A 14,017-nucleotide genomic window follows, 5' to 3' on the forward strand; every position below is an offset into this window, starting at 1 on the left:
CGTGGCGGCCCTGGACTGGATTTTTGTGGCGGTGCTGCTGGCGTCGATGCTGATCGGCGCGTGGCGCGGCCTGGTGTTCGAGGTGCTGTCGCTGCTCGGGTGGGTGGTGTCATTTTTTGTGGCGCAATGGTTCGCCGAAGACATGGCGGCCCTGCTGCCGATGGGCGAGTCGGCCGGGTCGCTGCGCTATGCCGCCGGATTTGCAGTGGTGTTTGTGGCGTCGGTGTTTGCGTGTGGCTTTCTGACCTGGCTGGCCAAGAAGCTGGTCGAGGCCATCGGGCTGCGCCCTGCAGACCGCACGCTGGGTGCGGTGTTCGGGGTGCTCCGGGGCCTGGTGCTGCTGCTGGCCGTGGCCGTGGTGGCGGGCCTCACACCCCTGCATGAGGCGCCCTGGTGGCAGGAGTCGTGGGGTGCGCCGGTATTGGCCGAGTTGCTCAAGGGGTTGAAACCGGCGTTACCGGAAGAATTTGGAAGGCATCTGCCTTCCTGAGGTGGATATCGACGTGGCGGCGGCCAGAAGCTGCCGTTGTGTCATTACCGCGGGGCTGTTCCCGCAAACGGATGGAAAAAACTTATGTGTGGAATCGTCGGCGTCGTCAGCACAACGCCCGTCAACCAGCTGATCTATGACGCACTGCTGCTCCTGCAGCACCGCGGCCAGGACGCAGCAGGCATCGTGACCCAGCAGGGCCGCAAGTTCTTCATGCACAAGGCCAAGGGCATGGTCCGCGACGTGTTCCGCACGCGCAACATGCGGGCCCTGCCCGGCAACGTGGGCCTGGGCCAGGTGCGCTACCCCACCGCCGGCAATGCCTACAGCGAGGAAGAGGCCCAGCCCTTCTACGTGAATGCGCCTTTCGGCCTGGTGCTGGTGCACAACGGCAACCTGACCAACGCCCAGACCCTGCGCACGGAGCTGTTCCAGACCGACCACCGCCACACCAACACCGAGAGCGACTCGGAAGTGCTGCTCAACGTGTTCGCGCACGAGCTCGAGCGTGCCACAGCCGGCGTGCCGCTGCGCCCCGAAGATGTCTTCACCGCCGTGCGCGCCGTGCACAAGCGCATCAAGGGCTCGTATGCCGTGATCGCCATGATCGCCGGCCACGGCCTGCTGGCCTTTCGCGACCCGCACGGCATCCGCCCGCTGGCGATCGGCCGCAGTGCGGACGGCAACGTCATGGTGGGCAGCGAATCGGTGGCCCTGGAAGGCACCTCGCACGTGTTCGAACGCAACGTCGAGCCCGGCGAAGCCGTGTTCATCACGCTCGATGGCACCGTGCATTCGGCCCAGTGCGCCGAGAACCCGCAGCTCAACCCCTGCATCTTCGAGTTCGTCTACCTGGCGCGCCCCGATTCGGTCCTGGACGGCATCTCGGTGTACCAGGCCCGCCTGAACCTGGGCGAGGCCTTGGCCAAGCGCGTGGTCTCCACCGTGCCGCCCAATGAAATCGACGTGATCATCCCCATCCCCGAGTCGAGCCGCCCCAGCGCCACGCAGCTGGCGCACCTGCTGGGCGTGCCGTACCGCGAAGGCTTCGTCAAGAACCGCTACGTGGGCCGCACCTTCATCATGCCCGGGCAGGGCGTGCGCAAGAAATCCGTGCGCCAGAAGCTCAACGTGATCGCCAGCGAGTTCAAGGGCCGCAACGTGCTGCTGGTGGACGACTCCATCGTGCGCGGCACCACCAGCCGCGAGATCGTGCAGATGGCGCGCGATGCCGGTGCGCGCAACGTCTACCTGGCCAGCGCCGCGCCACCGGTGCGCTACCCCAATGTGTACGGCATCGACATGCCCACCAGCAGCGAACTGGTGGCGCATGGCCGCACCGTCGAGGAGATCCGCCAGGTCATCGGCTGCGACGCGCTGATCTACCAGGACGTGGACGGCATGAAGAAGGCCGTGGGCTCGCTCAACAAGGCGATCGTCGGCTTCGACGCATCGTGCTTTGACGGCACCTACGTCACGGGCGATATCACCGCCGAAGACATCGTGCGCCTGAACGAAGGCCGCGTGGGTGTGGAAGAAAACGAGGAAGACACCTCGCGCCTGGCCCTGCCCAACGCACAGGACGCGTGACGCGGCTTTACCTTCAACCGGCTAACGTCGTTGGGGAGCCTTGCCGTGCTACAGCACTGTCTGCGGCTCCCCGCCTAGTTATCCGGCTGAATCCAAACCCGCAGGATAGTTTTTGGTGCGGCGCTTTGTGCACCGCGCGCTTTGCTCACTGAATATCCGCCCATGGGCGCGCCGACCAGTCGGGGCGCCCGTGCCGTTTCAGGCCTGCGGACATCCGCCCGCGGCACGGCATTTATCATTTGGCATTGACCGCCGCCCGCGCACTCCCGGCATTGGCCAGGGCAGGGCGGCCCACCCAGCAAGACTATGACCGACCAGAACAACACCTCCACCCCCGCCACCGGCCGCGTGCGCACCCGGTTCGCACCGTCGCCCACCGGCTTCATCCACCTGGGCAACATCCGCTCGGCGCTGTACCCCTGGGCCTTTGCGCGCGCCATGGGCGGCGACTTCATCCTGCGCATCGAAGACACCGATGTCGAGCGCTCGAGCCAGGTGGCGGTGGACGTGATCCTGGAGAGCATGGAGTGGCTGAACATGCAGCCCGACGAGGGCCCGTTCTACCAGATGCAGCGCATGGACCGCTACCGCGCCGTGCTCGAAGACCTCAAGGCCACGGGCCTGGTGTACCCCTGCTACATGAGCATTGCCGAGCTCGATGCCCTGCGCGAGAAGCAGATGGCCGCCAAGGAAAAGCCGCGCTACGACGGCACGTGGCGCCCCGAGCCCGGCAAGACCCTGCCCGCCATTCCCGAAGGCGTGCTGCCCGTGCTGCGCTTCAAGAACCCGCAGGGCGGCGTGGTCGCCTGGGACGACAAGGTCAAGGGCCGCATCGAGATCAGCAACGACGAACTCGATGACCTGGTGATCGCGCGCCCCGACGGCACGCCCACCTATAACTTCTGCGTGGTGGTGGACGACATCGACATGGACATCACCCACGTGATCCGCGGCGACGACCATGTGAACAACACGCCGCGCCAGATCAACATCTTCCGTGCGCTGGGCAAGGAGCCACCGGTGTACGCCCACCTGCCCACCGTGCTCAATGAGCAGGGCGAGAAGATGAGCAAGCGCAACGGCGCCAAACCCGTCACGCAGTACCGTGACGAAGGCTATCTGCCCGATGCCATGGTCAACTATCTGGCGCGCCTGGGCTGGAGCCACGGTGACGACGAGATTTTCAGCCGCGAGCAGTTTCTGGCCTGGTTCAACCTGGACCACCTGGGTCGCAGCGCCGCGCAGTTCGACGAAGCCAAGCTGCGCTGGGTGAATGCGCAGCACATCAAGGCCCTGGCCGACGATGCACTGGCCGCCCTGGTGGCGCCGCAGCTGCAGCAGCGGGGCATCTCTGCGCAGGCGCTGGCCGACGGCCGGCTGGTGCGCATCTGCGCACTGTTCAAGGACCGCTGCGACACCACCGTGGCCCTCGCCAACTGGGCGCAGGTGTTCTACGGCGACGTGACCCCGGTGGACGCCGAGCGCGCCCAGCATGTCACCGAAGCCATCGCCCCCGCACTGGACGCACTGGCAGATGCCCTGTCTGCCTGCGCATGGGACAAGGCCTCCATCAGCGCTGCGTTCAAGCAGGTGCTGGCGAGCCAGGGCCTGAAGATGCCACAACTGGCCATGCCCGCGCGCGTGCTGACGGTGGGCACGGCCCACACGCCATCGGTCGATGCGGTGCTGGAATTGGTCGGACGTGAAAAAGTTGTAGCGCGTTTGCGAAACCGCTAAAAATCTGTCTATAATTCAAGGCTCAGATGATGACAACAAACACAGTGTGTTGAGAGTCATTCAGTGGGGGTATAGCTCAGCTGGGAGAGCGCTTGCATGGCATGCAAGAGGTCATCGGTTCGATCCCGTTTACCTCCACCACAATTTGAGTTCGGTTAGTTCCAAGGTTTTGACCCTATCGTCTAGAGGCCTAGGACATCACCCTTTCACGGTGAGTACCGGGGTTCGAATCCCCGTAGGGTCGCCAAGTTGTAGCGCTTGGCTTGTGTTGATGAAATGCAAGCGAAAGCTGCCTGCCAGGAGTGGTAGTTCAGTTGGTTAGAATACCGGCCTGTCACGCCGGGGGTCGCGGGTTCGAGTCCCGTCCACTCCGCCAGTCAAAAGCCCTTGCAGGTCTTTGATATGCAAGGGTTTTTCTTTGGATTCGTCCAGAGATCCGTGGGGGTATAGCTCAGCTGGGAGAGCGCTTGCATGGCATGCAAGAGGTCATCGGTTCGATCCCGTTTACCTCCACCACAGTTTGTCGGTTAGTTCCAAGGTTTTGACCCTATCGTCTAGAGGCCTAGGACATCACCCTTTCACGGTGAGTACCGGGGTTCGAATCCCCGTAGGGTCGCCAAGTTGTAGCGCTTGGCTTGTGTTGAAGAATGCAAGCGAAAGCTGCCTGCCAGGAGTGGTAGTTCAGTTGGTTAGAATACCGGCCTGTCACGCCGGGGGTCGCGGGTTCGAGTCCCGTCCACTCCGCCAGATTTTCGCCACGCAGCAGATTTTGTTGTGGGGTGATCAAAAATAAACGGACTGCAGTTTTCATGACTGCAGTCCGTTTTTCTTTGCCTGCCTGTTTTTCTACCGCATGCGCAGTGGTAAAACCTCGGCACCGATAAATGGCAGACCGAAAAGGCGGACCGCGTGACATGCCGGTGGCGATTTTCTGCCGCTGGGTAATCCGTTGTTGGATGTGGCAGCGTTCGGCCTTGGGTTTTCCGGTGCGGGTCCAGGGGTGTGTGCTCGCCGTGGCGCTTCTGCATGCGCTCCAAGCCAATGGCACGCGACCCACACCTGCCATCACCTCCTCATTCCACCGCACGCAGCGCTGCCACCGTCTCGCGCAACCCCCAGTGCAGCTTTTTGTCCCGGCGCATCACCACGGCCAGGGTGCGGCGCAGGGGTGGCGACAAGGGCCGCACTTCCAGCGTGCCGCCATGTCCGCCATGTCCACGGTGCGCGCCTTGCACCGCCATGCCCGGCAGCACGGCGCAGCCCAGCCCTGCAGCGACCAGCTCCTTGATCGCCTCCACGCTGCCCAGCGACATGGCAGGCTGCAGCGCCACGCCGGCCCGCGCAAACCAGGCGTCCGCGAGGCGCCGGGTCTGGCCGCCGGGCTCATAGAGCAGTACCGGGTGGCGCGCCAGTTCCCTCGCGGTGACGCGTGCGGGCAGCCCCGTGCCCTGGGGCGCAATGGCGACGAAGGGGTCCTTGAGCACGGGTATCACCTCCAGCATCCGCCCGCTGGCGGGCAGCGTGACCAGGCCCAGGTCCAGCAGGTTGCCCTCCACCGCCTGCACGATGTCTGCGGTGTTGCCCGTGCTCACCGTGATGTCGAGGCCTGGAAACCGCTTCCGCAGTGACCGCAGCACCGGCGGCAGCAGAAAGATGCAGGCCGTGGCGCCCGTGCCCAGGCGCACGCGGCCGGTGCTGCCGTCGGCATGGCGCGACACGGCGTCGATCGCCTCGCTCACGGCGGCATCGATGCGCCCCACATGCGTCAGCAACTCGGCGCCCGCTGCCGTGGGCCGCAGCACCCGGCCGACCCGTTCGATCAGCACGGTGCCCAGGCGCTTTTCCAGTTGGCGCACCTGCAGGCTGACGGCCGGCTGGGTCAGGTCCAGGCGCTGCGCCGCGGCAGAAAAGCTGCCCAGTTCGATGGCGGTGGCAAAGCCGTGCAATTGGTCGAGGTTGATGCGTTCCATGCCAAAGAATTTCTCATACTTTGCATAAATTGAGAAAGCTTCTTTTATGGCAAGGATCTGGCCACACTGGCAGACATGCACACCTTGACGCCCTTTTCACCCTCCTTGTCTTCTCTCTCCGCAGGCACCCCGGCCGGGCTTTCGGCGCCCGGCGCTGCGGGCGGAGCGCCCTCCAAGGCATGCGCCGTGCGCCCCGCACACGACGGCGACCTGCCGGCCATCCAGGCGCTGTACGCACACCATGTGCTGCATGGGCTGGCCTCGTTCGAAGAGGTGCCCCCCGGTGTCGACGACCTGCGCGCGCGCCACGCGGCGGTGCTGGCTGCAGGGCTGCCCTATCTCGTGGCAGAGCTGGAGGGCCAGGTGGTCGGGTTTGCCTACGCCACGCCGTACCGCGCCCGTTCGGCGTACCGGCACACGGTGGAAGATTCCGTGTATGTCGCGCCGGGCCTTGCGGGGCGTGGCATCGGCGCGGCGCTGCTGGGCGCGGTCATCCGGCAGTGCGAGCCCGGGCCGTGGCGCCAGATGCTCGCCGTGGTCGGGCAGGGCGACGAAAACGCTGGCTCCCTGGCGCTGCATGCGCGCATGGGTTTTGAACGCATCGGTGCGCTGCGTTCGGTGGGCTTCAAGAAAGGCCGGTGGCTGGACACCGTGCTGATGCAGCGCCCGCTGGGCGCCGGCGATGGCGCGCTGCCGGCCCGCGCACCGGGTGGTGCAGCACCCGGAACGCGCGGGGTGGCGTAGTGCCAGGCCTTGCCGGCGGCGCGGCCACCGCGGCGCGCGCTCCGCACCTGAGCGGTCGCGTGGTCTTGTGCCTGGGAGTCTCGCAGTTCATCTGCTGGGGCATTTCGTACTACCTGATCGGCGCACTGGACGAGGCCATGGTGCAGGACCTGGGCTGGGCGCGCACCACCGTGCATGGCGGCTTCGCCGTGGCATTGCTGGTGATGGGGTGCGTCTCTGCCGCCGCCGGGCGCTGGGTGGACCGGTGGGGTGGGCGCCGGGTGATGGTGTGGGGATCGCTGGGGCTGGCCGCTGGCTGCCTGGGCCTTGCCGCCGCCCATGGGGTGGTGCTGTATTACGCCGCGTGGGCGGTGATGGGACTGGCGATGCGCCTGACGCTGTACGACGCAGCCTTTGCGGCGCTGGCCCATTGGGCGGGGCCGCACGCGCGCCGTCCCATGGCGCAGATCACGCTGCTGGGCGGCCTGGCGGCGACGGCTTTCTGGCCGCTGGGGCATGCCTTGGCGGACGGGGCCGGCTGGCGCGTGGCCTTGCTGGTGTATGCAGGGCTGGCACTGCTGACGGTGCCGCTGCACCTGGCGCTGCCGGGCCCGGCGGCCGCATTCAGCGACGGCGACCCAGCTGCCGCAGCGGCCTTGCCCGCGCACCCCGAACCCTTGGCCCGAGAAGGGGCCGAGCGCGCGCTCGCGGCCGTGCTCTTTGCCGCGATGACGACGCTCGTGAATTTTCTGAATGCAGGCATGTCGGCGCACCTGGTGGGGCTGCTGGCAGGCCTGGGCCTGGCGCTGCCATTGGCGGTGGGCGTCGCATCGCTGCGCGGCGTGGGCCAGTCGGCGGCACGGGTGGCCGAGGTGCTGTTCGGCGCCAGGCTGCATCCGCTCGCACTGGGGGCATTGGCCTGCGCGCTGCTGCCGCTGGCCTTCCTGGCAGGCGCAGCGTCGCGGCAGGTGTTGGCTGCGGCCTGGGTGTTCGTGCTGCTGTACGGCGCGTGCAATGGCCTGCTCACCATTGCGCGCGGCACGCTGCCGCTGGTGCTGTTCGACCACCGCACCTACGGCGCGTTCGTCGGGCGTCTGGTCGCACCCGGCTTTGTGCTGTCGGCCTGTGCGCCGGTGGTCTATGCGGCGGTCATGGATGGGTATGGTGCGGCGGCAGCGCTATGGATGTCGGTTGCGGTGGCGGCACTGGTGTGTGCGGCATCGATGGCGCTGCTGCTGCGCTTTGGGGCTCGGGCAAGAAGCGCGGTAGCCGACTCTTGACACTGGCGCGACCAAGGCCAGTGTTCCCGCGCGAGGGCCGCCAAGCCGCGCAGGCGGCGCTTTGCTTACGTGCTCTGGGAGCGCCCCCTCTCCACTCGCGCAGCGAGACGAGAGGGGGCCGAGGGCCGCGGCTCCAAGCCTGCTGCGCAGCGTTGGATGTGCCCGAAGAGCCAGCGCTTCTGGCGGGGGCACCGAGGCGCGAAGCGACTCACGGGGTGAATTACTTCGGCGCCAGGCGGATCGCGCCGTCCAGGCGGATCACCTCGCCGTTGAGCATGTCGTTCTCAAAAATGTGCTGCACGAGCTTGGCGTAGTCCTGCGGTGTGCCCAGTCGGCTGGGGAATGGCACGCCAGCGGCCAGTGCGTCCTGCACCTCTTGCGGCATGCCGAACAGCATGGGCGTGCCGAAGATGCCGGGGGCGATGGTCATGTTGCGGATGCCGTTGCGGGCCAGGTCGCGGGCGATGGGCAGGGTCATGCCTACCACGCCGCCCTTGGAGGCTGCATACGCCGCCTGGCCGATCTGGCCGTCGTAGGCGGCCACGCTGGCGGTGGAGATCAGGGCGCCGCGCTCGCCGGTGGCCTCGGGCTCGTTCTTGCTCATGGCTTCGGCGGCCAGGCGGATCATGTTGAAGCTGCCGATCAGGTTGACCGTGACGGTCTTGCTGAACACGGCCAGCGCGTGCGCGCCGTTCTTGCCCACGGTCTTCTCGGCCGGTGCGATGCCGGCGCAGTTGACCAGGCCCATCAGCTTGCCCAGGGACACGGCCTTGGCCACCACGGCCTGGCCGTCGGCCTCGTTGCTCACGTCGCACTTCACGAAGGCGCCACCGATGTCGCGGGCCACGGCTTCGCCCTTGTCGGCCTGCATGTCGGCGATGACCACCGTGCCGCCCTGCGCGGCCAGCATGCGCGCCGTGCCTTCGCCCAGGCCCGATGCGCCGCCGGTGACGATGAATACCTTGCCCTTGATGTCCATGAGGTGTCTCCTGTAAGTGACGTTAACGTAAACGTCAATTATGGCCGATGTGCCGCTGTGCCTTGCAGCTTTGCAGGCGCAAAAAAAGCAGCCCGGCGTTACCGGGCTGCTGGGGGCTGCCGCGCGCAGCCAGGGCGGCTGCGGGCAGGGGCTGCTTATGTTTCGACTTACTGGAAGCCCACGCGGTCCAGCATCTGCTGCACCTTGGTCACGTTGGCGCCGACGGCGCTGATCGGGATGGTTTCGCTCTTGAAAGGCTTGTTGTTGGTCATGGCCTTGAGTGCGGGGTTGTCCAGCGCCACGCCCTTGGCGGCGGGCCATTCGTTGTTGCCGTTGGCAAAGTAGTTCTGCGCTTCGGGGCTGGCCAGGTATTCCAGGAACTTGACGGCGTTGGCCTGGTTCTTGGAGTGCTTGGCCACGGCGCCGCCGGCGATGTTCAGGTGGGTGCCCCAGGACTCCTGGTTGGGGAACACCACGCCCACCTTGTTGACCACGGCCACGTCTTCGGGCTTGTTGGAGCGCATCATGCGCGCCAGGTAGTAGCTGTTGGTGACGGCGATATCGCATTCGCCGGAGGCCACGGCCTTGATCTGGTCCGTGTCGCCGCCCTTGGGAGGACGGGCCAGGTTGGCCACCATGCCCTTGAGCCAGGCCTCGGCCTTTTGCTCGCCCAGGTGCTCGGTCACGGCGCCGAAGAGGCTCAGGTTGTACGGGTGCGAGCCGGAGCGGATGCACAGCTTGCCCTTGTTCTTGGGGTCGCCCAGCTCTTCATAGGTGTCGACGTCGGCCTTTTCGACCTTGATCTTGTTGTAGACGATGACGCGGGCCCGGGTGGACAGGCCGTACCAGGCGATGCTGCCGTCCGCGGTGGGCGTGCTGCGCAGGTTGGCAGGGATGGCGTCGTTCAGCACCTGGGACTTGACGGGCTGGAACAGGCCGTCCACCTCGCCCTTGTACAGGCGGGCGGCATCGACCAGCAGGATCACGTCGGCGGGGGACGCCGCGCCTTCGGCCTTCAGGCGGGCCAGGATGCCTGCGTCGTCCGCATCCACGCGGTTGATCTTGATGCCGGTGGCCTTGGTGAAGCCGGTGTACAGCGCTTCGTCGGTGGAGTAGTGGCGGGCCGAGTAGAGGTTCACGACCTGCTCCTGGGCAGAAACGGCGCCAGCGGCGGCGGCCAGTGCGCAGGTGCAGAGCAGGGCTTTCACGGTCTTCGACATGGATGCGTCTTTCGGGGTTTGTAACACCCGCGATGATAAAACCAAACGCGAATTATTCTTAATAAACGTCTGGGTTTCTATGGGTATGCGGGGGCAGGGCTGACCTGGGTCACCGTGGAGATGGGTGGCGGGTGTGCCAGGCGCCACACCTGCGCTGCGGCCCGGGACACCCGGCGCGCAGGCAAAAAAAAGCCCGGCAGAACCGGGCTTTGAAGGGATCCTGGAAACGGGGGTTTCGCGAGGATCCAAGGAGACAACTCGTGCGCTGCAACCGGGGCTGCAGCGCGTGATGGGATTATCAGGGTAAGCCCTGAAAACGGCCTAGAGGTTGCTCTCCAGACCGCGTGCCCTGGGCTCAGCGCTTGCGGGGAGCGGCCGTCTTGGCGGCGTTGGCAGCGGTGCTGGCCACGGCGTTGAAGTTGGCTTCGGCCACGTCGGACGCTTGCTTGACAGCCTTCTGGACCGATTCAAAAGCGTTGTTGGCGGCAGAGACGGCGCTCTTCATCACGGCGACGGCGGTTTCGGAACCGGCGGGAGCGTTCTTCGCGGCGCTGTCGACCAGGCCGGTGAAGGCGCGTTGGGCGTCAGCAGCCTGGCTTTCGAAAGCCTTGCCGAATTCGGCGCCGGTGCCGGAGGCGATGTCGTACAGGTGACGGCTGTAGGCAGCGGTCTTTTCAGCCAGGGGCTGGAACAGGCCGGCTTGCAGGGCCAGCAGCTCTTGCGCGTCCTTCACGCCCAGCACAGCCTGGCTGTGGTTGGCGGCTTCGGTCAGTGCGGCGCGCGAGGCGGTCACGTTCAGCTCGACGAGCTTTTCCACGCCTTCGAAAGCCTTGGTCGTCAGACCGAACAGGGTTTCGAGGTTGGCTTTGTGGGAAGCGAGGATTTGTTCAGCGGTCAGCGTCATGTCATATCTCCTAAGAATGGGGCCCGGCGGGCCATGGTGGTTCACAAGACATCTGCGCTGGCCCTGACTCATCAAGTCATGTTGCAGTGCAGCATGGATCGAATTTTAAGGACTTGGTGCGGGTTTGCAAGAGGTTTTTGTTGCGATGCAGCAAATTAGAGGCGCGCCCTCAGGAATCCGCGGCTTGCCACAATCACGTCATGCACGCCTATTACGCCGACCAGTTTGTGCTGCCCCTGCCCGAAGGCCACCGCTTTCCCATGGCCAAGTACCGCCTGCTGCGCGACCGCATCGCCCAGCACCTGCCGGGCGTGTCGCTGCAGGTGGCGCAGCCCGCCGCCGACAGCGAACTGGCCCTGGCGCACGACAGCAGCTACATCGACGCCATTGCCGACGGCACGCTGCCCGCCCCGGCGCAGCGCGAGATCGGCTTCCCCTGGAGCCCCGCCATGGCCGAGCGCGCCCGCCGCTCGGTGGGCGCCACGGTGGCTGCGAGCCGCGTGGCGCTGCAGGAAGGCGTGGCGGGCAACCTGGCCGGCGGCACGCACCATTCGTACGCCCACAAGGGCAGCGGCTTTTGCGTGTTCAACGACGTGGCGGTGGCCGCGCGGCTGATGCAGGTGGAGCGCGCCAGGGCGCGGGGCCGCCACACCCAGCCGCTCAGCGTGGCGGTCATCGACCTGGACGTGCACCAGGGCAACGGCACGGCGCACATCTTTCAGGGCGATCACAGCGTGTTCACGCTGTCGCTGCACGGCGCCCGCAACTTCCCGTTTCGCAAGGAGGCGAGCGACCTGGATGTGGAGCTGCCCGACGGCTGCACCGACAACGCCTACCTGGAGGCGCTGTCGCACGCGCTGGACGCCCTGGAGCAACGCTTCACCCCGCAGCTGGTGTTCTACCTGGCCGGCGCCGACCCGCACGAAGGCGACCGCCTGGGCCGCCTGGGCCTCACGCACGACGGCCTGGAAGCGCGGGACCGACACGTCTTCGACTGGGCCTGGCAGCGGCGGCTGCCGCTGGTCTTCGCGATGGCGGGCGGCTACGGGCGCGACATGGAAGACACCCTGACGGCGCAGCTCAACACCTGGCGCGTGGCCTGGGAGTACCACCAGCGCTGGCAGAATGTGCGGCCATGACGTCCGCCGCCAGCCCCCCCCACGCCACCCGTCCAGACACCGTGACCGCAGCCGCCCCCGCGGCAGCACGCCCGGCGCCGCAGCCGCGCAGCGCCTACCGCGCGTTTCGCCCCATCACCACGCGCTGGGCCGACAACGACGTCTACGGCCATGTGAACAACGTCGTCTACTACAGCTGGTTCGACACGGCGGTGAACGCGCACCTCATCGAGCAGGGCGTGCTCGACATCCACGCGGGCGGCACCATCGGCCTCGTGATCGAGACCCAGTGCAACTACTTCGCGCCGCTGGCCTTCCCGCAGACGGTGGAGGCAGGCATCCGGGTGGCGAAGCTGGGCAGCTCCAGCGTGCGCTACGAAGTGGGCCTGTTCGCGCAGGGCGAGCCCATGACCGCCGCCGCCGGGCACTTCATCCATGTGTACGTGGACCGTGAAACCCGCCGCCCCGTGCCGGTGCCCGACGCACTGCGCCAGGTGCTGCAGGCGCTGGTGGTCACGGGCTGAGCGCCTGCATTACGGGTGCTATTGATTTAATAGCTCCTCGCGCCCGACCATCAAGCGGCAGGGCGCTTTTGGGCTTGAAAGCGCCGGGTGCGCGGGGTGCGTCGGGTCCCAAGGGGCTTCCCAGCGCCGCACGGCGGCATGGCCTACACTTTGCGGCTTTGCTGTACGGCCCCCTGCATCCCCGGCCTTCTCTGCGCCCGCACCGTCCATGATCATCACCAGCCTGCTCGACACCGACCTGTACAAGTTCACCATGATGCAGGTCGTGCTGCACCAGTTTCCGGGAGCGCAGGTCGAATACAAGTTCAAGTGCCGCAACCCGGGCGTGCAGCTGGCGCCGTTCGCCAACGAGATCCGGGACGAGATCCGTTCGCTGTGCAGCCTGCATTTCCAGGACGCGGAGCTGGCCTACCTGCGGTCCATGCGCTTCATCAAGAGCGATTTCGTGGACTTCCTGGGGCTGTTCAGGCTCAACGAGAAATACATCACCGTCACGCCGCTGCACAATGGGGAGATCGACATCGCCATCCGCGGGCCCTGGCTGCACACCATCCTGTTCGAGATCCCGGTGCTGGCGATCATCAACGAGGTGTACTTCCGCAACACGCAGAAGGTGCCCGATTTTCCCGAAGGCCGCCGGCGCCTGGATACCAAGATCGCGCAGCTGCAGGCCGAGGGCCTGTCGGACCTCAAGATCGCCGACTACGGCACGCGCCGCCGTTTCAGCCGCGCCTGGCATGAGGAAGTGCTGCGCGTGCTGGTGGCCCGCCTGGGCACGGGCGACCGCCGCCCCGGCGCGCCGGCAGGGCCTGGCCAGTTCGCCGGCACCAGCAACGTGCTGTACGCGATGAAGCTGGGCGTGACCCCGCTCGGCACCATGGCGCACGAGTACCTGCAGGCCTGCCAGGCCCTGGGCCCGCGCCTGCGCGACAGCCAGGTCTTCGGCTTCGAAGTGTGGGCCAAGGAATACCGCGGCGACCTGGGCATCGCCCTGTCGGACGTGTACGGCATGAGCGCCTTCCTGCGCGACTTCGACCTGTACTTCTGCAAGCTGTTCGACGGCGCGCGCCACGACAGCGGCGACCCTTTCGCCTGGGGCGAGCGCCTCCTGGAGCACTACCGCAAGAACCGCGTGGACCCGCTGACCAAGACGCTGATCTTCAGCGACGCGCTCACGGTGCCGCGCACCGTCGAGCTGTACCAGCAGTTCCGCGGGCGCTGCCAGCTGGCGTTCGGCATCGGCACCAACCTGACCAACGACCTGGGCAGCCCGCCCGCGCACGAGCCGCTGCAGGTCGTCATCAAAATGACCCGCTGCAACGACCAGCCCGTGGCCAAGCTGTCGGACACGCCTGGCAAGGGCATGTGCGACGATGAAAAGTACCTGGCGTACCTGCGCCAGGTGTTCGATATTCCCCAGACCGCCTGATCCAGCGGGGCGGGGCCAGCAGGGCGTGCGCTTTGCCGGTGCCCGGCGGCATT

12 protein-coding genes and 6 tRNA genes are annotated in these 14,017 nt (G+C 66.5%); 14 read left to right on the top strand and 4 right to left on the bottom strand.

What is annotated here, in order from left to right:
* Position 1 precedes the first annotated feature (1 nt).
* The 9 genes from ACSQ3D_RS18335 (at position 2) to ACSQ3D_RS18375 (ending at position 4,564) form a co-directional block, all read left to right on the top strand.
* Positions 2-490: a CvpA family protein gene (locus ACSQ3D_RS18335; RefSeq protein WP_396504588.1), complete on the top strand. Its 489-nt coding sequence runs from the start codon at positions 2-4 to the stop codon at positions 488-490.
* Between the two features lie 84 nt (positions 491-574).
* Complete coding sequence (gene purF / locus ACSQ3D_RS18340; RefSeq protein WP_436127850.1) at positions 575-2,080, top strand: amidophosphoribosyltransferase; 1,506 nt, start codon at positions 575-577, stop codon at positions 2,078-2,080.
* 306 nt (positions 2,081-2,386) lie between these two features.
* Positions 2,387-3,817: a glutamate--tRNA ligase gene (gene gltX, locus ACSQ3D_RS18345; protein ID WP_436127851.1), complete on the top strand. Its 1,431-nt coding sequence runs from the start codon at positions 2,387-2,389 to the stop codon at positions 3,815-3,817.
* A gap of 65 nt (positions 3,818-3,882) precedes the next feature.
* Positions 3,883-3,958, top strand: a tRNA-Ala gene (locus ACSQ3D_RS18350).
* 30 nt (positions 3,959-3,988) lie between these two features.
* A tRNA-Glu gene (locus ACSQ3D_RS18355) sits at positions 3,989-4,064 on the top strand.
* Positions 4,065-4,116: 52 nt separating this feature from the next.
* Positions 4,117-4,193: transfer RNA gene (locus ACSQ3D_RS18360), tRNA-Asp, on the top strand.
* A gap of 64 nt (positions 4,194-4,257) precedes the next feature.
* Positions 4,258-4,333 (top strand) — tRNA-Ala (locus tag ACSQ3D_RS18365).
* Positions 4,334-4,360: 27 nt separating this feature from the next.
* Positions 4,361-4,436, top strand: a tRNA-Glu gene (locus tag ACSQ3D_RS18370).
* 51 nt (positions 4,437-4,487) lie between these two features.
* Positions 4,488-4,564: transfer RNA gene (locus ACSQ3D_RS18375), tRNA-Asp, on the top strand.
* Between the two features lie 326 nt (positions 4,565-4,890).
* Here ACSQ3D_RS18375 and ACSQ3D_RS18380 read toward each other — a convergent pair.
* Positions 4,891-5,787 (bottom strand): LysR family transcriptional regulator, encoded by an 897-nt coding sequence (locus ACSQ3D_RS18380; RefSeq protein ID WP_436127852.1) that lies wholly within the window; start codon positions 5,785-5,787, stop codon positions 4,891-4,893.
* Between the two features lie 186 nt (positions 5,788-5,973).
* Here ACSQ3D_RS18380 and ACSQ3D_RS18385 point away from each other — a divergent pair, with 186 nt between their 5' ends.
* Entirely contained in the window at positions 5,974-6,531 is a 558-nt protein-coding gene (locus tag ACSQ3D_RS18385; protein ID WP_436127853.1) for an N-acetyltransferase family protein, read from the top strand.
* Positions 6,531-7,790, top strand: coding sequence for an MFS transporter (locus ACSQ3D_RS18390; RefSeq protein WP_436127854.1), 1,260 nt, complete (start codon positions 6,531-6,533; stop codon positions 7,788-7,790). The genes ACSQ3D_RS18385 and ACSQ3D_RS18390 overlap by 1 nt, the downstream gene beginning before the upstream one ends.
* A gap of 220 nt (positions 7,791-8,010) precedes the next feature.
* On the opposite strand, the gene ACSQ3D_RS18395 is transcribed toward ACSQ3D_RS18390, so the two are convergent.
* The 3 genes from ACSQ3D_RS18395 to ACSQ3D_RS18405 all read right to left on the bottom strand — a co-directional run bounded on the left by ACSQ3D_RS18395 (position 8,011) and on the right by ACSQ3D_RS18405 (position 10,893).
* Positions 8,011-8,769 carry a 3-hydroxyacyl-CoA dehydrogenase gene (locus ACSQ3D_RS18395; protein ID WP_056171789.1) on the bottom strand — a complete coding sequence of 253 codons (759 nt, stop codon included), beginning with the start codon at positions 8,767-8,769 and terminating at the stop codon, positions 8,011-8,013.
* Positions 8,770-8,936: 167 nt separating this feature from the next.
* Positions 8,937-9,989, bottom strand: coding sequence for an extracellular solute-binding protein (locus ACSQ3D_RS18400; protein WP_056419255.1), 1,053 nt, complete (start codon positions 9,987-9,989; stop codon positions 8,937-8,939).
* A 355-nt stretch (positions 9,990-10,344) separates the two neighbouring features.
* Positions 10,345-10,893, bottom strand: a complete 549-nt coding sequence (locus ACSQ3D_RS18405) for a phasin family protein (RefSeq protein WP_056419257.1) — start codon at positions 10,891-10,893, stop codon at positions 10,345-10,347.
* 200 nt (positions 10,894-11,093) lie between these two features.
* Between ACSQ3D_RS18405 and ACSQ3D_RS18410 the strand changes: the two genes are divergently transcribed.
* The 3 genes from ACSQ3D_RS18410 to pncB all read left to right on the top strand — a co-directional run bounded on the left by ACSQ3D_RS18410 (position 11,094) and on the right by pncB (position 13,964).
* Complete coding sequence (locus ACSQ3D_RS18410; protein WP_436127855.1) at positions 11,094-12,032, top strand: histone deacetylase family protein; 939 nt, start codon at positions 11,094-11,096, stop codon at positions 12,030-12,032.
* Positions 12,029-12,535, top strand: coding sequence for an acyl-CoA thioesterase (locus ACSQ3D_RS18415; RefSeq protein ID WP_436127856.1), 507 nt, complete (start codon positions 12,029-12,031; stop codon positions 12,533-12,535). Before ACSQ3D_RS18410 ends, ACSQ3D_RS18415 begins: the two co-directional genes overlap by 4 nt.
* 208 nt (positions 12,536-12,743) lie before the next feature.
* Positions 12,744-13,964 carry a nicotinate phosphoribosyltransferase gene (pncB, locus tag ACSQ3D_RS18420; RefSeq protein ID WP_056419266.1) on the top strand — a complete coding sequence of 407 codons (1,221 nt, stop codon included), beginning with the start codon at positions 12,744-12,746 and terminating at the stop codon, positions 13,962-13,964.
* Positions 13,965-14,017: the final 53 nt, after the last annotated feature.

The sequence above is a fragment of the Acidovorax sp. LjRoot117 genome (genome assembly GCF_964252695.1).
GTDB lineage: Bacteria > Pseudomonadota > Gammaproteobacteria > Burkholderiales > Burkholderiaceae_C > Acidovorax.